This is a genomic window from Sphingobium soli, assembly GCF_020782245.1.
Classification (GTDB): Bacteria; Pseudomonadota; Alphaproteobacteria; order Sphingomonadales; family Sphingomonadaceae; genus Sphingobium; species Sphingobium soli.
The window spans coordinates 39,176-56,307 of the sequence record NZ_JAJGNP010000008.1 but is presented as its reverse complement, the minus strand read 5'-3'; the positions used below and the strand labels follow the sequence as shown (position 1 = coordinate 56,307).

Below are 17,132 nucleotides of genomic sequence, written 5' to 3'. Positions count from 1 at the left end.
GGTCAAAGGCCGCCCCAGAAGCCCGGCTGGGCCGGTAACAGATAGCCCTTGTCGCCCGCGAAGCCGCCCGCCCGATCGGTCGCCAGCCATAATGGTCCGTCCAGATCGACGAAGTCGCTCTGCGCCGCGATCGCCCAGGCCGGGGCGATCGACAGCGATGAACAGATCATGCAACCGGTCATCACGCCCAGTCCGCGCGCCCGCGCCGCTTCCGCCAGCGCCAGGGCGGCGGTCAGCCCGCCGGCCTTGTCCAGCTTGATGTTCACCACGCCATAGCCATCGGGCAAGCTGTCGAGATCGGCTGCGACATGCACGGACTCGTCCGCCGCGATGGGGATGACGGACGCATAGCCGCGCAGCGTATCATCCTCGCCCGCCGGCAATGGCTGTTCCAGCAGGTCGATGCGCAATTCCCGCGCCAGCGCCTGCATGGCCTCGACATGCGCGATGCTCCAGCTCTCATTGGGATCGACGATCAGGCGCGGATCAGGCGCGGCGGCCCGCACCGCCCGCAATTGCGCGACCGGGTCGCTGGCGTCCACCTTGACCTTGATAAGCGGCACGTCAGCAAGCGCCGCCGCCGCCAGCCCCATCTTGTCCGGCGTGTCGAGCCCGACCGTCATCGCCGTGGCGATCGGCTGCAACGGCGTCGCGATCCCGGCTGCCGCCGCGAAATCCCGCCCTTCAAGCCGCAATTCCAGGTCCCACAGCGCGCAATCCACCGCATTGCGCGCCGCACCCGCCGGGAGGATTTCCAGCAGCCCGCGCCGGTTCACGCCCCCCTCGATCGCGGTGCGCACGGCTTCGATTTCGGCGATGCTGTCCGCGACGCTTTCGCCATAGCGCGGGTAGGGGACGCTTTCACCGCGCCCCTCAATCTCCCCTTGCGCGATCGTCACGGTGACGACATCGGCCGCCGTCTTGACGCCGCGCGATATGCGAAAGGGGGTGGCGAGCGGGAATGTCTCGCCCGTGACGGTCAATGAACGGGGCATGGGGATCAGATCGTCTCCGTGGCGGCGGCGGGCGCATCCATGGCTAACAGCAAATCGACCATCGCGTCGACACCCATGCGATAGGGGTCGCAGCAGGGCAGGCCCATATTGTCGGCGGTGCGGGCGCACAGTTCCGCCGCCGCGTGTTCGTCCATCGCCGACGTGTTGAGCGCGATGCCCACCGCGCGCACATCCGGGTTGGTCAACCGCGCCGCGCGCAGGTTCGCTTCCAGACAGTCGTCCAGCGATGGCGGCTGATAATGGGGCAATCCGCGCATCGTGCGGCGCATCGGATCATGGCACAGCACCAGTGCGTCGGGCTGCGCGCCGTGGATCAGGCCGGTCGACACGCCCGCGAAAGACGGGTGGAACAGCGATCCTTGCCCTTCGATCAGGTCCCAGCCGCCATCATGGCGATCGGGCGAAATCTGCTCGACCGCGCCGGAAATGAAATCGGCCACCACCGCGTCAAGCGGCACGCCGTCGCCCGCGATCAGTATGCCGGTCTGGCCCGTCGCACGGAAATCGGCCTTGACCCCGCGCGCTTGCAAAGCCCGGGTCAGGCACAAGGTCGTATACATTTTGCCGACCGAACAATCGGTGCCGACGGTCAGCAGCCGCTTGCCCGCACGCCGCTTGCCGGTGCCCACCGGAATATCGGGCCGGGGATCGCGCACATCGTGCAGCGTCCGGCCCAGCCGCGCCGCCGCTTCGACCAGTCGCGGCTCGTCCTTCAACCGCTGGTGCAGGCCTGACGCGATATCCAGCCCGGCCTCCATGGCCGCGAGCGCGTCATCGACCAGATCGCTGCCCAGCCGCCCGCCCGCATTGGCAATGCCCAGCACCAGCGTCCGCGCGCCCGTCGTATGGGCCTGCGCAAAATCCATGCGCGGCAGATTCAGCGTCAGTCCACAATCGTCATGGCGATATTCGCCAACGCAGATGTCGGGCCGGAACACCGCCAGACCCCGCGATGTCTTGATGCCGATCTCGTCATTGCTGTGGCCGAGGTAGAGGAGATAGGGCGTCGCAATCATGGATGGAGGAACCTGCTTGAATATGGGATCGCGACCTTATCGCCCGTCCGTGCCGTTCCCCAATATCCATGGCCGCATAGCCTATAGCCTTTTGCTATAGGCTCTCGATAACCTCCGACAATAGCGTCAGGAATTCCGACGCCGTCCTGGATGGTGGCCGGTTCTGCAAATAGACCGCATTGATGTCGAAGGTGATCGCCGGTTGCAGCGGCCGGTTGGACAGGCCCGGTGATACGCTGGCATGGGCGGTGAAATTGTCCACGATGGCCATGCCCACGCCCGCCCGCACCAGCGCGGCGGCGATATAATAGGTCCGCGCCGACACGACCTCGTTCAACTCGACATCCTGCCGCTTCAGTTCGCTCGATAGGACTCGGCCGATTGGCCCGCTTTGCACCGGACTGATGAATTTATGCTCGCGCAATTCCTCCAGATGCAGCCGGCTGGGCGCGTCGGGCATATCCTCCTCACGATAGAGCACGACCAATTCGCCTTCACCCACGACCTGATGCGCAACCGGGGCCGACAGCGGGACTTCGAAACTGATCGCGATATCGGTTTCGCGCTCGTATAATTTGCGTACCATTTCATCATGATGCAACGTCTGCAGGTCGAACATGATGTCTTCATGCCCGCGCAGGAACCGCGCGACCGCATCGGGAATGGCGCCCAGGCCAAGGGAGGGCAGGGCCGATATCCGCAGCAGCCCGCCGCGGCCATGCCGCATATTCTGCGTCGCCTGCCGCAGCGATCGCACGCGCTCCTGTATGTCGGCCACTTCGTCGAACAAGGTCCGCGCGTCCTGCGTGGGGATCAGCCGCCCCTTGGCCCGCTCGAACAGGGGCAGGCCGATGGAGCGTTCGGCATGGCGCAGCACCTTGGTCACGGCGGGTTGCGACACGTTAAGCGCGCGCGCCGCCGCACTGACCGTGCCGTGCAGATAGACGGCGTGGAAAATCTCGATCTGGCGCAGGTTCATGGCTTCACTTTCTTCGGCTGCCGCCTGTCCGTCCGGCGCGACGATCCGGGTGCACCGCCCCGCTATGCCATTTGGTTATGGCGTGTGCAACAGACCCGCTCTGGACGGGTGGGATACAGACGGCCCATGGTGCGGATTTGCGTCGTTCAGTCGAGGACCCTTGCCCATGCCGCTTCTTCCCGCTCGCCGCCGCGTCCGCCAGGCGGCCCGCGCCCTGCTGCTGTCCGGCAGCATCCTGCTTCTTCCTGCAGCCACCGCCGACAAACCCGCCAGCGCATCTGGCGCGGACAACGCTGATGTTCTCATCACCGGTGGCACAATCTATGATGGCGGGACGGGCAAGCCCTATGTCGGTGACATCGCGCTGAAAGGCGACCGGATCGTCTATGTCGGCCGCTCTGCCCCGATGAAGGCGGCGCAGCGGATCGACGCCAAGGGGATGATCGTCGCGCCCGGCTTCATCGACGCCCACACCCATGCCGACGGCTTTTTGCGGTCATCCGATGCGGCGGAGCGGGTCAATCCCGCCTGGCTCGACCAGGGGGTCAGCACGGTGGTGATCGGCGTCGATGGCTATGGCACGCCGGACGTCGGCGACGACGCGGCCAAGATCCAGGCGTCGGGTGTCGGTACCAACTTCATCCCCTTCGTCGGCTTCGGCGCGGTGCGGCAGCGCGTTCTGGGTCAGGACGCCCGCGCACCCAATGCACAGGAACTGGGCGCCATGAAGAGTCTGGTGGCCAAGGGCATGTGCGAAGGCGCGACCGGTTTTTCCGCCGGCCTCTTCTACGCGCCGCAAAGTTTCGCCAAGACCGACGAGGTGATCGCCGTCGCGCGCGAAGCTGCGATCCGCGGCGGCCTCTACGACACGCATCAGCGCGATGAATCCAGCTATTCCATCGGGCTGCTCGGTTCGGTCCGCGAAGCGATCGAGATTGGCAAGCAAGCGGGCATGCCAGTGCACTTCGCGCATTTAAAGGCGCTGGGCGTGGACGTGCAGGGGGAGGCCCCTGCCGTGATCGCCGAAATCGACGCTGCCCGCAAAGCGGGGCAGAACGTGACCGCAGATCAATATCCCTGGCTCGCCTCCGGCTCCAGCCTTGATGCGTCGCTCCTGCCGCGCTGGGCGGTCGATGGCGGCGGGGACGCGCTGTTGAAGCGGCTGGACGATCCGACGACGCTGGTCCGCATCCGGCAGGAAATGTCCGAAAATATGCGCCGGCGCGGGGGTGCCAAATCCCTGCTGCTGATCGCGCAGGGCTTTCCCTGGACCGGCAAGACGCTGGAGGAGGTCGCGACGCAATGGCAGCTTGATCCCAGGGACGCCGCGCTCCGCATCATCCGCCAGAGTATAGAAAAGGATAAGGGTCGGGGCACTGCGGTTGCGTCATTCAACATGGCGCAGGCCGATGTCGATCTGTTGATGCGCCAGCCCTGGATAGTGACATCGTCCGACGGTTCGAACGGCCATCCCCGCATGTTCGCAACCTTCCCGGAAAAATATGTTCGCTATGTGCGGGAGCGCAAGGTGATCGACCTAGGCACCTTCGTACGGCAATCGACCGGGCGCACGGCCGACATTTATAACATCGACCATCGCGGTTACCTGCGGCCTGGCTATTATGCCGATGTCGTGGTGATCGATCCTGCGCGCTATGCGCCCCGCGCCGACTATATGCACCCGCGCGAACTCAGCGTCGGCGTCGCCAAATTGTTCGTTAACGGCACGCTCGCCGTGAGTGACAGCCAGACGACCGGCGCCACACCCGGCCGCGCGCTGCTCCGCCCCACGCCGGCCCACTGTCCGCCGGCGTGAGGCTATCCTATAATTAGGTAGCTAACTAACCATTTGGGCATAGCGCGCAGTTGTCGCTATCACTGTCGCGTTCACCGATGCCGGGCAAAGAGAAAGGGCGAGGAACCGGTGGTTCCCCGCCCTTTCTCTTTGAACTCTGATGCTCTTAATTGGTCTTGAACCGCACCCCGATGCGGAAGGCCCGGCCCAGCAGGTCGCTATAGGTCGAATTGGCCGACAGCCCCGTTTCTGGCAGCAGGATCGGGTTGGTATCAAACAGGTTGGTGACGTTCAGGAAGAACTGCCCGTCCGCGCCGCCGACATTGATCTTCGCCGTGAAGTTGAGGTCGGTATAGAATGTCCCGTCGATATGATTGCTGTTGATCGTCGGGTTGGTCGCCGTGCTGGTCGGACAGTTGGTGGTGCACACGATATAGGTGTTGTTGTAGGTGCCCGAACTCACCCCGCGCCCGACCGCCGTGACCGAATAGGTTGGCGTGTCGAATGTCGCCGACATGCGGAAGATCCAGTCCGGGGTGCTCGACTGCCCGCTATTCTGGCCAACGGTGTCGACCGGCACGGAAATGCCGTTGTCGACGGTATTTTCCAGATAGTTGGTTGCTGTCCCGCGCAGCGTCAGGTTGCTCGAACTGCCGTTGAAGATCTTGTCGAGCGGCACGCGATAGCTCGCTTCATAGTCGATCCCGCGCACCTTCACCCGGGCGAAGTTGAAGGGGCTTGCCGACACGAAATAGTCGCGTACCCCTTCGGGGTCGGGCACGATCGCCGCGCAGAAGCTCTGGAAGCCTTCGGTGCAGCGCTGGGCGATGTCGTCGGCGTAGAACTGGCTGATCGCATCCGACACCTTGGTGCGGAACCAGTCGACCGAGAAGGAGAAGCCGGGCAGGAATCGCGGCTGGAGCACCGCGCCCAACGTCAGCGTGTCGGCCTTTTCCGGGTCGAGGTTCAGATTGCCCGTGGTCAGTTCGCGGAATGTCGCGCCGGCATATTGTCCCACCGCCGTATTGGTGGCGAAGGTGTTGGTGCGCGACGTGCCCGACTGGAACAGTTCGTTGAGGTTGGGTGCGCGAATGTCGCGCGACCTTGTGCCGCGCAGGCGGATATCCTCGATCGGCTGCCAGGTCAGGCCCGCCTTCCACGTGGTCACATAACCCGACGTCGAATAGTCGGTCGCGCGCACCGCGCCATTAAATTCCGCGCCCAGGCCAAGCGGGATCAGCGTTTCCAGATAGGCTTCCTTGACATTGTAGCTGCCGAAGGTCGGACGGAAATTGCCAACCGACCAGCCGGAGCTGAACTCGGGCGGGACGAATCCTGACACTTCTTCCTTGCGATATTCGCCGCCTATCGCGACGCTGACATCGCCGGCCCAGGTGGCGAACGGCGTGACCGACAGGTTGGCGCCCGCGACCGTCTGCTTGAACCGCTGGTTGCGATAGGGATCGCCCATGATCCAGTCGACCGCCGCCGGATTGGCGACACCGATGCCCAGGCGATTGAGCGGAATGCAGCCATTGCCCGGATCCGTGAGCGTCGAGCGGCAGACGATCGACCCGTCGGGCGCGAACACCGCGTCGGTGGCCAGGCCCAGCCGCGCCGTATTCATGATGTCGCGCAGCTGCTCATGCGTGTCGGTCTGCCCATATTGGGCATAGACATCCCACACGGCCTTGTTGCCAAATGCCGCAAACTCACCGCCCGCGCCCAGCGCATAACGCTGCACTTCGCGGGTGCTGTTATTCTTGCGATAGGGCAGGTCGGCCGCCGACGTGCCCAGCGAAACCGACGTCACGCCGGCCAGGGCTGCTGGCCCAAGCGCCTGGATCAGATAGGCGTTGTCCGACTGCAAGGTGAAGGTCGCGGCCTGCGGCCCCGCATTGAACAGCGTCTTGTTCCAGTTGTAGGACGCTTCGGCAAACACTTCGATCCAGTCGGCCAGCTCGTAGCTCAGCCGACCATAGACGCCGCGACGATCGTCGGTCGCGTCGAGCCCGATGCGGCGCGACGTGTCGTTGATCTGCCAGTCGCCGCCCACCGTCTGGCTGCTGTCGGTGATGCTGCCGAACTGATATTGCTGGGCTACGCCGCCTTGCGCGAAATAGGTGCCGCGCAGGGCGGTGGTCCCGCCGACCTGCGACCGGATGATGCTGCCGGGGGTTGAGTTCCAGGTGCCCGCGCCGCGCACGACTATATTCGCGGGCTGCCCGTTGTCGGCTGTATAATCGGGGTTGGACAAGGTCCGGTAGCCAATCTGGTTCCACCCGCGATCAACCTCGAAAATGCCGTCCTTGTGCGCATATTCGCCCGCGACCAGGATATGTCCGCGACCATCGGCGAAATCCATGCCCCCCGCGCCGGAGAAGCTGTAGTTGAACCCGTCGCCCCGGTCGGTAATGCCGACATCGGCATTGACCTTGAACCCGGTATATTTCTTGTCGAGCACATAGTTGACCACGCCGGCAACAGCGTCCGACCCATAAGCGGCCGATGCGCCGCCGGTCACGATCTCGACATTCTTCACCAACGCCTGCGGGAAAGTGTTGATGTCGACCAGGCCAGTGATCGTGGAGCCGACCGAACGGCGACCATCGAGCAGCACCAGCGTGCGGACTTCACCCAGGTTGCGCAGGTTCATCGTGTTGATGCCCGCCAGGCCCGAGCTGATCGCAAGGCGCGAGTTGGCGGGGCGGGTGCTGCCGGCAAGCGCGGGAATCTGGTTGATGAAGTCGGCGAGGTTGTTGGTTGGCGACTGGTTGAGTATTTCCTGCTGCGTGACGACCGTCAGCGGTGTCGGCGACTGGAAACCGTCGCGTGCGATGCGCGTCCCTGTCACAATGATTTGATCCGCCGTTCCGGCCGCCGCGCTTTCCTGCGGCGCACCCGCATCCTGAGCGAGCGACGGAGCCGCATGGACTAGGGCGATGGCGGTCATCGCCAGCCCCAGACCGTGCCGGTGGCCGATCGGCCGGCGAACTGTTCCGAAATCACCCATATAAACCCCCTCTATCAGGGAGGGGCTGCACGCGGTTGCGGCGTGCGCAGCGTCAGAGCGCCGTCTTGCCCGACCCATTCTTACGATGACGACGGCGCAGCAAGGCGCTGTCCGCTTGCCGCCGCCGAGGCGCCGCGCCCCGCCGCCGACTGGCGGCCATGACCGGTTCCATGACATGAAGGTTACAGGCCGGTCGCGGCTGGTCAATAGTTTTGGTATTACTTTGATCGCATAAAGGTATAGCCAGGCGGAATGGCGGGTTGCCGAGCGACTGAAGCGTGAAGCTGGATAGCCCCAAGTTATGGGTAGCAGGTGCGTTGCTATAGCCCGGGGCGGCATTCCTGCGATAGGTTTCATGAGCTTCGCGCTCGGTATTTCAGACGAATAAGGGAAAGGGAGGCTGTATTGATTCAGCGTCGTGCATTTTTGTTGGCCACCGCAGCCGCGCTCACTGTGCCTGTTGTTTCTGCTTGGGGAGAACCGCTGGTAAAGGGCCGGTCTACCCGTGTGCGATTGACCGGAGCGCGCGCGCCCATCGACATTGTCGAGGATGAACTGGGCGTTCCCCATGTACGCGCCGGCTCGCTGCACGATGCTTATTTCGGTCAGGGTTATCTCGTCGCGCGCGATCGGCTGTTCCAGATCGATATCGATCATCGGCGTGACATGGGACGCATGGCCGAAGCCTTTGGCGATGCCTTCGTCGCTGCGGACAAGGCGGCGCGCCTGTTTCACTATCGCGGTGACATCGACGCCGAACTCGCCGATTTGCCGCCGGGCGTGCTGGAATGCGCTGAAGGCTATGTCGCCGGCGTCAACGCGCGCATCGCGGAACTGGAGGCCGACCCGGCGCAGATGCCGTTGGAATATGGCATATTGGGCATTAGCCCGATGCGGTGGGATGTGCGCGATCTTGTCCGCGCCCGGGGCATCGGCATGGGCGATGCCGATGATGAGGTGCGCCGCGCCCAGATGCAGGCGCAGGGCGTGCTGGACGCGGATCAGTTGATGGCGCCGCTGCGGCCCGCCTGGTCCTATACGGTGCCCGAGGGGCTCGACTGCGCGGCGGTGAGCGAAGCGGACCTAGGCATATTGCTGCCGTCGGCGCGGCCGGTGCCGTTCGACGCCATTCAGGAAGCCGCTCTCGATCCGGCCGAACGCCGGGCCGATCGCTTCGCGCAGGGCAGCAATGCCTGGACCATCGCGCCGTCGCGCAGCGCCACCGGCAGGCCGATCCTGGCCAATGACCCGCATCTGGGCATTGGCGGGTTCAGCCCGCGGCATATGGTGCATCTGACCGCGCCGGGCCTTGACGTTATCGGCGGCGGCGCGCCTGGCCTACCCGGCATCATGCAGGGGCATACGGACCGTTTCGCCTTCGGCCGCACCAATTTCCATATCGACCAAACCGACCTGTTCATCCTGCGCACCGCCAAGGAAGACCCCAATCTCTATTGGCACAAGGGCGAATGGAAGCGGTTCGAGACCTTTGAGGACGAGATCAGCGTCAAGGATGCTCCGCCGCAGCGGGTCACGCAGCGTTATGCCCAGGGCCGGCCGATTGTCGCGCAGGATCCCGAACGCCAGCGCGCCAGTGCCTTTGCGACCGTGTCGATGCTGCCCGGCGGCAATATGCGCTTTGCCATCATCGCCATCAATCTGGCAAAGGACTGGACCAGCCTGCGCCGGGCGTTTCGCATCCATACCTCGCCCACCAATTTCCATTATGCCGATATTGATGGGAATACCGGGTGGCAGACCATCGGCTATACGCCGATCCGGCCCAAGCATGACGGCCTGTTCCCCGCGCCCGGCGACGGCGATTATGACTGGACAGGCATCCTGCCGGTGGAGGAGATGCCCCATGTTCACAATCCGAAGGAAGGATGGTTCGCTTCGGCCAACCAGATGAACATCCCGACCGATTATCCCTATGACAAGAAGATCATCAGCTTCAACTGGAGCGATCCGTTTCGGTATAACCGCATTTCCGAAGTGCTGAACGCGCAGCCGCGGCACAGCGTCGCCGACAGCGTCGCGCTGCAACATGATGTTCAGTCGCTGCCGGCCCGGTCGCTGATCGCGCTGATCCCGACCAAGCTGTCCCCCGATGCCGCAAAGGCCGCCGGGCTGTTGCGCCGGTGGGATTGCGGGATCGAGGCGGATAGCGCGGCGGCGCTGCTGTATGAAATGGTGATGCCGCAATTGTTGAGCGATTTCCGTGACGCGGTGGTGCCAGCGGCCGCCAAAGCCTTCATTCCCTCGGTCAACCTGTTCGAAATGCTGACCCTGTTGGCCAAGCCGGACAAACGGCTGGGCACCGACCCCGCTGCGGCGCGCGATGCCCTGATCGACGGGGCGTTGGCGGCCGGGTGGAGGAAGGCCCAGGCGCAGGCGGGCGGCGACCCTGCGGCGTGGCGCTGGGGCGACTTGCACCGGGTCAAGATCACGCATCCGCTGGCGTCGTCGCTGCCGGCGATCGCGGCGGCATTTCCACCGATCGAGGGTGGCCGTTCGGGCGGCGACAGCTACACGCCCATGGCGCGCGGATTCAATGCCAAACGGGGTTATCAGGTGTCGCACGGCGCCAGCTACCTGCTGGTCGCGGACGTAGGAGCTTGGGACAATAGCCGCTTCCTCCTGCTCCCCGGTCAGTCTGCCGATCCCCGCTCGCCGCGCTATCGCGATTTCTATCCGCGCTGGCTGGCGGGACAGATGCAGCCGCTCTGGTTCAGCCGGGAAGCGGTGGAGCGCCATGCTGTGGCGCGCACGCTGGTGACGCCCGGCTGATCGTTACATCGCGTCGGCAAGAGCGACGAGCGCCCGGTCCACCGCGGCGCTCGCCTGCGCATCGGTGCCGTCGGGCATGTCGTTGGCGAGGGCGGAGAAGACCAGGGTACGGCCGCTCCTGGTGATGAGATAGCCCGACAGGGCGCGCGATGCGTTGAGCGAGCCGGTCTTGGCGAAAAGCTTGCCCTCGAGCACGGTGCCCTTGAAACGGTTCCGCAAAGTGCCGTCCTGCCCTGCAATTGGTAGCGTGTCCCGCCATGCGGCGCCCCAGGGTTGTCGCGCGATCCAGGCCAGCAGGGTGACGGCCGCCCGCGGGCTGACGCGATTATAGGAAGACATGCCCGATCCATCAGCGAAGCTGTAGCTGGCCTTGTTCACGCCCGCCTGGTCCATAAGCTGGTCGAGCGCCGCCTGCCCATCGGCGATGGAGCCGCTGCCCTGCGTCCGCGCGACGCGGCGCAGCATCAGGTCGGCATGGAGATTCTGGCTCTGTTTGTTGATGATGCGCATGTCATCGGCCAGCGGGAGTGCTGGCAATTGCGCGAGCAACGATGCTGCGGGCGGGCGGGCGGCAGGCGCGCCGCCCCGGATTGCGGGATCGTCGGCGGGGCTGAGCGGCCGATGGCGGGTGCGTATGTCGCCGGTGACGGTTACGCCCCGCGCGACCAGCAAGTCGCGCAGCCGCCATGCCGCATAATGCGCGGGGTCATCGACGCTGAAATGCAGCGTTTCGGGTGAGGCATCGACGCCGATGGTGCCCGTCAGCCGGACCAGCCGGCCATTGGGCGCGCGGTCCGCGACGATCGCCTCGCCCTTACCCGGCACCGTGACGATGCGGTTGTCGATGGTGTAATAGCCCGGCGCCTGCACCGTCGGCGGCGCGCCGATCGTGCCGGGGGCGATCGTTGCCGTCAGGTGATTATCGTCCAGCGTCAGCGCGGAAATGCCGGTGCCGTAGCGGGACTGGATATTGTTCCAGCTCATGCCCGGCCCCCACCGTTCATCCGGATACCAGCTGTCATCACCGACCACATCGCGCACGCGCCGGGTGCGGGCGGCAATGGCGTCGGCCAGCGTTGCAAGGCAATCGACCGTGCAATCGGGTGCGCTGGAAAGGCGCGCGTCGCCGCGTCCTTCCAATATGACGTCCCCCTGATCGATCCGCACGCCCGTGCCCTGCGCCGCCCGGTCGAGTGCCGGCAGGTCGGCATAAGCGGTGGCGGTGGTGAAGATTTTGGTGTTGGAGGCGGGAATGAAGCGTTCATCAGGCGCAATGGCGAGCACGGGCGCGCCATCGAGGGTTGCGACCAGCAGGCCGTATCGCGTTCCCTCGGGTCCCTGCTCCAGCTGCTGTTCGATCCCGGCCAGCAGGGGTGGTGGCGCGTTCTGCGCGGCGGCGCCGGCAAGTGGCAGGACGAGGGCGACGAGGGGAAGAAGGATGCGCATGAACCCGATCCTAGACCGCAACCAGACCGGTTGAACAGACGCAGGCGCGGTCCAATCCATAACCTTCGGCAATGCCCTTGGCACCAGAAATCCATTCCCCGAGTGAGTCGCCTCTTCCGGCACCGAAGTTCACAGTGTCGCCGGCCTTTTCCGGTACGAAACGACCATTTGGCGACAGGAACGCGACCGCGAAGCGACCACGAAGCGACACGGGGCAGGGGAGACCGTGGGAAGAGCTTATGGGTGCGAAGAGAGCGGCAGTGGGGTCCATTTCACAGGGTAAATCAGACAAAATCCTACTTTGACAGAGGAATAGGCGGATCGGCACTGCGTGAGCAGCCGACACTGGAATTTTCTGCAGGAGGGACAGGATCGTGCAGGTAGGATAATTTAGCGTAAGGTATTGCCTTCGCAGAAAGCAAGGCCATGGCAGCGGTGACATCCATCAACTCGATGATGCCCTGAAAGGGCGTGCCCGGCAGTTGGCGGAAGTCCGTCGACGCAGTTCGCACTGGATCATGCGGGAAGCCATCGCGCAATATGTCGAGCGCGAGGAGAAGCGGGAGGCCTTGTGACAGGATGCCATCCGCGCCTGGGAAGAGTATCGTCGGACCGGCCTGCATCTGTCTCATGAGGAAGCCGATGCTTGGTTGGCGAAGCTGGAAGCCGGCAAGGATGTCGGGCCGCCAGCGTGCCACGGCTGATCGATTTCGGCAATAGCAGTTATGTCGCCCTATATCGCGTTGATGGGGAGACGGTCGCGATATTGGCTGTTCGCCATCAGAAGAAAGCCGGTTACGGCCAGACGTCCTAGCCGGTAAGAGCGGTCAGTCAGGCAGGCCTGCGCCATCATTCCTGATCCCACGCCCTGATCAGCGCATCTCCCACGGCGGGGCGCAGGGTGAAGATACCGCTATCGGCGTGGCGAGAGGGGTGGACGCGGTTGGTCAGGAGGGTCCAGGCGAGGCCGCGATCGAAGTCGATCCACAAGCCGGTGCCCGTGAAGCCGGTATGGCCGATCGTCTCCGCAGAGCAGGCGTCGCCGCCCGACCAGCCGGGAAAAGCGCGTTCCCAGCCGCAGGTGCGGTGGCCTTCCTGCGCAATGCGGACTTGCGCCATCATGGCAGACGAGAGGAGCGACCCATCAAGCATCGCCCGCGCAAAGCGCAGCACGCCATCGACCGTGCCGAACAGCCCGGCATGACCGGGCTCCCCGCCCAGCGCGTAAGCGTTTTCGTCATGGACTTCGCCCTTCAGCACCCGGCCGCGCCAGCTGCACGCTTCGGTGGCAACGGCGGGGCCGGGCGGCGGGCCGAAGGAGAGGCCTTCGCCCAGCGGCCAGTCCGACAGCGGCGCGCCGGTGATGCGTTCGATCGCGATGCCGAGCAGGATGAAGTTGATGTCGGAGTACACGGCCGGTCCATGGCGCCATTCGCGTTGGAGCACGAAAGCGCGCAGGCGGGCGGGATCGTCGCCATAAGTATAGATCGGCTCGACAGCCGGCAGGAAAGTGCGATGGGCGAGGCAGTCGCGAAAGGTTAGGCGGCGCTCCGCCGCATTGGCGACATCATATTGGCGCAGGTCGGGAATGGCGTCGGTGAGGGGGCGGTCCAGATCAAGCCGGCCCTGCTCCGCCAATGTGAGGATCATCGTCGTGGTCGCGATCACCTTCGACACCGATGCGAGGTCGAACCAATGGTCGCGGGTCAGGGCTTCGCGATCCGGCACGATCGCGGCCGATCCGGTGATCCGCACGGCGCTGCGCCCGTCGGCGGTGACGAGGCCAAGCGCCGCGCCGGGGATGCGGCCGTCCGCCACGGCCTGAGCGGCGGGCGCGAAGGCGGCGTCACAATATTGTTCGATCATTGTCATGGGCCTCAGGCAGTGCGCGCGCGCGCCCGCATTACGAAGGGCAGGAAGAAGATGGCAGCAAAGCTGAGCGCACCCGACAGGATGAAGAAGCCGTCATAGCCGATCTGTTTCTGGATCGCGCCCGCCGCGCCGCCAATGAGGCGGGGCAGCAGGAAGGCGAAGCCTGACAGGAAGGCATATTGCGTGCCCGGATAGCGCGGGCTGACCAGCATGGACAGATAGACGACGAACACCGCCCCCTCCAGGCCATGGCCGAACTGATCGACGCCAGCCGCGACATAGAGGACGAAGGCCGAGGGTTCCGCATACCAGAGCCAGACGAACACCCAGTTACCAATCGCCGATGCACAGGCCCCGATGATGAGCGCGACGGTCATCGGCAGGCGCGCGGCGCACAAGCCGCCCACCGCCACGCCCGCCATCGAACAGGTCAGCGCGACGAGCCCATCGGCCATGCTGATCTGTTCCAGACTGTAGCCCGCAGCATTCCAGAGCGGGTGCGACAGGGTGAGGGTCAGCACGTCGCCCATGCGATAGAAGGAAACGAAGGCGAGAACCGGCAGCACCGCATAGCCATAACGCCAGAAAATTTCGACATAAGGCGCAATGAAGCCAGGCATTTTCGCCGGCGCGTCGGCGGGCAGGCGGCGGATGCGCGGCAGAGCGATGGCGAGCGCGACAAAGGGAAGCAGCGCCACCGCCAGAACGATGGGCGTGACATTGGTTTCTGCCGAAAAGCCCGCGCCCTGGACCGCAGACAGCACGCCCCATCCTATGACCGCCGTGGCGATGCCGGTGCCGGTGAGGATCAGGAGCGCGAACAGCGTACCGCCGATGAGCGCGCCGGCGCGGCCGCGCGCGCCATCCTCTTCCGGGCGCATCGCCGCGAGAATGGGGAAGGGAAGAAAGGCGGCCGCAGCGATGACGAGATAGGCCCAGGTCCAGTCCGCCCAGGCGGCGACCAGCACCGCACCGCTGCCCGCCGCGACCATGGCGCTGCGATAGCCCCACAGGTTCGCCGCGACGATCGGTCCCTGCTGCGCCTGCGTCGGCGCAAGCTCGATGCGCCAGCCATCGGCGGCGACCTCCAGCGTGGTGGTCCAGAAAGCGAGCAGGATGGCGAAGAGGGCGGTGAGTGGCAGGCTCTGGTCGCTGGAGGTGAAGGCCATGGCGACCATCGAAAGAAAAATGCCGAGCTGCGACAGCATGATCCAGCCGCGCCGCCGGCCCCAGAAGCGGGAGAAGCCTGGGACGCTGTAGCGATCAAGCAGCGGCGCCCAGACGAATTTGAAGGTCGGCAGCAGCGCGATCCACGCGAAGAAGCCGATGATGACGATGTCGATGCCATGGCGGGCAAGCCGCAGCGTCAGCACCGCGTTGAACATATAGAAGGGGAGGCCCGCGGAAAAGCCGAGCAGCAGATACAGGCCGAGCGTGCGCATCGGGGGCCGTGGGCCATCGTGCGATGATGCTGGCGCGGGTGCGGACTGGGCCGTGGCGGGCGCGCTCATCCGTCGATCTCCTTGAGTTCAGTCACGAAGTCATAGCGGTCGCCGCGATAGACGGAGCGGGTGAATTCCACCACGCGGCCGCCGGGAATGCGGGTCAGCCGCTCGATCCGGAGCACTTCGCTATTCTGGCGGACGCTGAGCAAGCCCGCTTCGGTCGGGGTGGCGAGCGAGGCGCGCACCCGCTGCGTGCCCGATGTCGGGCGAAAGCCGCTGCGGCCCATGGCTTCGTAGAGAGAATCGCCGATGGTCGACAGGTCGGGCAGGCAATCGGCGGGCACGACGGCATGTTCGATTGCGAGCGGTTCGCCACCAGACAGGCGCACGCGGCCTAGGCGGGCGACGCGGGCCGACAGGGAAAGGGCGAGCGCGGCGGCTTCCTCCTCGGTCGGCTGGGCGTAATTTTTCATCATCCAGATGACGCCGGGATCCTCGCCGCGCGACCGGGCGTCATGGGTGAAGCTGGACAAGACGGAGGCGGGCGCCTCGATCCGGCGGGCGACGAAGGTGCCCGAACCCTGTTTGCGGAACAGCACGCCTTCCTCGATCAGCTGCTCGATCGCCTTGCGCACGGTGACCCGCGAGATGCCCGCCATTTCGCTGAGGTCGCGTTCGGAGGGCAGGGCATTGCCCGGGCTGATGCCGCCGCTGTCGATATGGTCGCGCAGGTTGCGCGCCAGTTGCAGGTAGAGGGGCGTTCCATCGTCGCTGCGCGCCACCAACTTGTCTCGCATCGCTTATGCCCCCCCTTGCGCCGCTCCGATCGCGTCGGCCAGATTGTCGCCATGCGCCGCCAGCTGGCTTTCGGCGGCCTGGCGGTCTAGCCCCCTGGCAATCAGCACCGCCAGCTTGATGTCCTGTCCGGCCATGTCGAGCGCCTGCGCGGCGGTGGCCTGGTCGACCTGCGCAATGTCGCATATCATCGCTTCGCCACGCTTGCGCAGCTTCGCGTTGGATATGCGCATATTGACCATGCGGCCCCGATATACGAGGCCCATGCGCAACATGATGGCAGTCGATAGGATGTTGAGCACCGCCTTTTGCGCCGTGCCCGCTTTCATGCGGGTCGATCCGGCGATGATTTCGGTCCCGGTTTCGGCGAGGATGCCATGGTCGGCGGCCTCCAGAAGCAGGGTGGCGCCATTGTTGGCGACGCCGACGGTGAGCGCGCCGGCTTCGTGCGCGGCTGCGATGGCGGCGCAGGTGAAGGGCGTTCGGCCGCTGGCGGCGACGCCGATCACGACATCATGCGGTCCGATATGCGAGGCTGCGACGGCGGCGCGGGCGGCACCGGCGTCATCCTCCGCGCCTTCAGCCGCTTGCGTCAGCGCGTCGAGCCCGCCCGCCATGAGGAAGAGCAGGCGATCTTCCGGCCAGTTATAGGTGGGGTAGAGCTCCACGCCATCCTGCACCGCGACGCGGCCGGACGTGCCCGCGCCGACATAAACCAGCCGCCCCTGGCTGCCCAGGCGTGCAGCGGCTGCTTCGGCCGCCTGCGCGATGGCCATGGTCTGCGACCCTATGGCGGCAATGGCGGCCATCTGCCCTTCCAGCATTGCCTCTACAGCGAGCGCGGTCGGCCATTGGTCGATGTCGACATAGCGGGGATCGATGGCTTCGGTACTCATACATGCTCCTGAAAAAGGGCATCGATGCGGACCGGCGGCATCACCGCCTTGTGTCCGTTGGTTCATTGG

The 17,132-nt window shown here is 65.1% G+C and carries 12 protein-coding genes; 2 read left to right on the top strand and 10 right to left on the bottom strand.

What is annotated here, in order from left to right; translation table 11 throughout:
* Positions 1-2: 2 nt before the first annotated feature.
* The 3 genes from dgcA to LL253_RS11345 form a co-directional block, all read right to left on the bottom strand.
* Complete coding sequence (gene dgcA, locus LL253_RS11355; RefSeq protein WP_228227210.1) at positions 3-995, bottom strand: N-acetyl-D-Glu racemase DgcA; 993 nt, start codon at positions 993-995, stop codon at positions 3-5.
* A gap of 5 nt (positions 996-1,000) precedes the next feature.
* The gene (gene dgcN, locus LL253_RS11350) at positions 1,001-2,032 is read right to left on the bottom strand and encodes an N-acetyltransferase DgcN (protein ID WP_228227209.1); all 1,032 of its coding nucleotides are present in this window, start codon (positions 2,030-2,032) and stop codon (positions 1,001-1,003) included.
* 94 nt (positions 2,033-2,126) lie between these two features.
* Entirely contained in the window at positions 2,127-3,011 is an 885-nt protein-coding gene (locus LL253_RS11345; protein WP_009823557.1) for a LysR family transcriptional regulator, read from the bottom strand.
* A 166-nt stretch (positions 3,012-3,177) separates the two neighbouring features.
* On the opposite strand from LL253_RS11345, the gene LL253_RS11340 reads away from it, so the two are divergent.
* Positions 3,178-4,827: an N-acyl-D-amino-acid deacylase family protein gene (locus tag LL253_RS11340; protein WP_228227208.1), complete on the top strand. Its 1,650-nt coding sequence runs from the start codon at positions 3,178-3,180 to the stop codon at positions 4,825-4,827.
* Positions 4,828-4,972: 145 nt separating this feature from the next.
* Here the strand turns inward: LL253_RS11340 and LL253_RS11335 are convergent, their stop codons facing one another.
* Positions 4,973-7,819: a TonB-dependent receptor plug domain-containing protein gene (locus tag LL253_RS11335; protein WP_228227207.1), complete on the bottom strand. Its 2,847-nt coding sequence runs from the start codon at positions 7,817-7,819 to the stop codon at positions 4,973-4,975.
* A 426-nt stretch (positions 7,820-8,245) separates the two neighbouring features.
* Here LL253_RS11335 and LL253_RS11330 point away from each other — a divergent pair, with 426 nt between their 5' ends.
* Entirely contained in the window at positions 8,246-10,609 is a 2,364-nt protein-coding gene (locus LL253_RS11330) for a penicillin acylase family protein (protein WP_456115074.1), read from the top strand.
* A 3-nt stretch (positions 10,610-10,612) separates the two neighbouring features.
* Here LL253_RS11330 and dacB read toward each other — a convergent pair whose 3' ends face one another.
* From dacB to LL253_RS11295, 6 genes are all read right to left on the bottom strand, one after another.
* Positions 10,613-12,055, bottom strand: a complete 1,443-nt coding sequence (gene dacB, locus LL253_RS11325) for a D-alanyl-D-alanine carboxypeptidase/D-alanyl-D-alanine endopeptidase (RefSeq protein ID WP_228227206.1) — start codon at positions 12,053-12,055, stop codon at positions 10,613-10,615.
* Between the two features lie 296 nt (positions 12,056-12,351).
* Positions 12,352-12,753 (bottom strand): hypothetical protein, encoded by a 402-nt coding sequence (locus LL253_RS20060; RefSeq protein WP_456115073.1) that lies wholly within the window; start codon positions 12,751-12,753, stop codon positions 12,352-12,354.
* A gap of 151 nt (positions 12,754-12,904) precedes the next feature.
* Positions 12,905-13,927 (bottom strand): serine hydrolase domain-containing protein, encoded by a 1,023-nt coding sequence (locus LL253_RS11310; protein ID WP_407696095.1) that lies wholly within the window; start codon positions 13,925-13,927, stop codon positions 12,905-12,907.
* 5 nt (positions 13,928-13,932) lie between these two features.
* Entirely contained in the window at positions 13,933-15,438 is a 1,506-nt protein-coding gene (locus tag LL253_RS11305; protein WP_228227205.1) for an MFS transporter, read from the bottom strand.
* Positions 15,435-16,169, bottom strand: coding sequence for a GntR family transcriptional regulator (locus LL253_RS11300; protein ID WP_009823566.1), 735 nt, complete (start codon positions 16,167-16,169; stop codon positions 15,435-15,437). The genes LL253_RS11305 and LL253_RS11300 overlap by 4 nt, the downstream gene beginning before the upstream one ends.
* Positions 16,170-16,172: 3 nt before the next feature.
* Positions 16,173-17,063, bottom strand: a complete 891-nt coding sequence (locus LL253_RS11295) for an N-acetylmuramic acid 6-phosphate etherase (protein ID WP_228227204.1) — start codon at positions 17,061-17,063, stop codon at positions 16,173-16,175.
* Positions 17,064-17,132 lie beyond the last annotated feature (69 nt).

What these genes read in the sequence shown, in the direction of transcription:
- LL253_RS11345 (WP_009823557.1), bottom strand. Translation starts at nt 3,011, where the DNA reads ATGAACCTGCGCCAGATCGAGATTTTCCACGCCGTCTATCTGCACGGC.
- LL253_RS11340 (WP_228227208.1), top strand. Translation starts at nt 3,178, where the DNA reads ATGCCGCTTCTTCCCGCTCGCCGCCGCGTCCGCCAGGCGGCCCGCGCC.
- dgcN (WP_228227209.1), bottom strand. Translation starts at nt 2,032, where the DNA reads ATGATTGCGACGCCCTATCTCCTCTACCTCGGCCACAGCAATGACGAG.
- LL253_RS11305 (WP_228227205.1), bottom strand. Translation starts at nt 15,438, where the DNA reads ATGAGCGCGCCCGCCACGGCCCAGTCCGCACCCGCGCCAGCATCATCG.
- dacB (WP_228227206.1), bottom strand. Translation starts at nt 12,055, where the DNA reads ATGCGCATCCTTCTTCCCCTCGTCGCCCTCGTCCTGCCACTTGCCGGC.
- dgcA (WP_228227210.1), bottom strand. Translation starts at nt 995, where the DNA reads ATGCCCCGTTCATTGACCGTCACGGGCGAGACATTCCCGCTCGCCACC.
- LL253_RS11300 (WP_009823566.1), bottom strand. Translation starts at nt 16,169, where the DNA reads ATGCGAGACAAGTTGGTGGCGCGCAGCGACGATGGAACGCCCCTCTAC.
- LL253_RS11295 (WP_228227204.1), bottom strand. Translation starts at nt 17,063, where the DNA reads ATGAGTACCGAAGCCATCGATCCCCGCTATGTCGACATCGACCAATGG.
- LL253_RS11335 (WP_228227207.1), bottom strand. Translation starts at nt 7,819, where the DNA reads ATGGGTGATTTCGGAACAGTTCGCCGGCCGATCGGCCACCGGCACGGT.
- LL253_RS11310 (WP_407696095.1), bottom strand. Translation starts at nt 13,927, where the DNA reads ATGACAATGATCGAACAATATTGTGACGCCGCCTTCGCGCCCGCCGCT.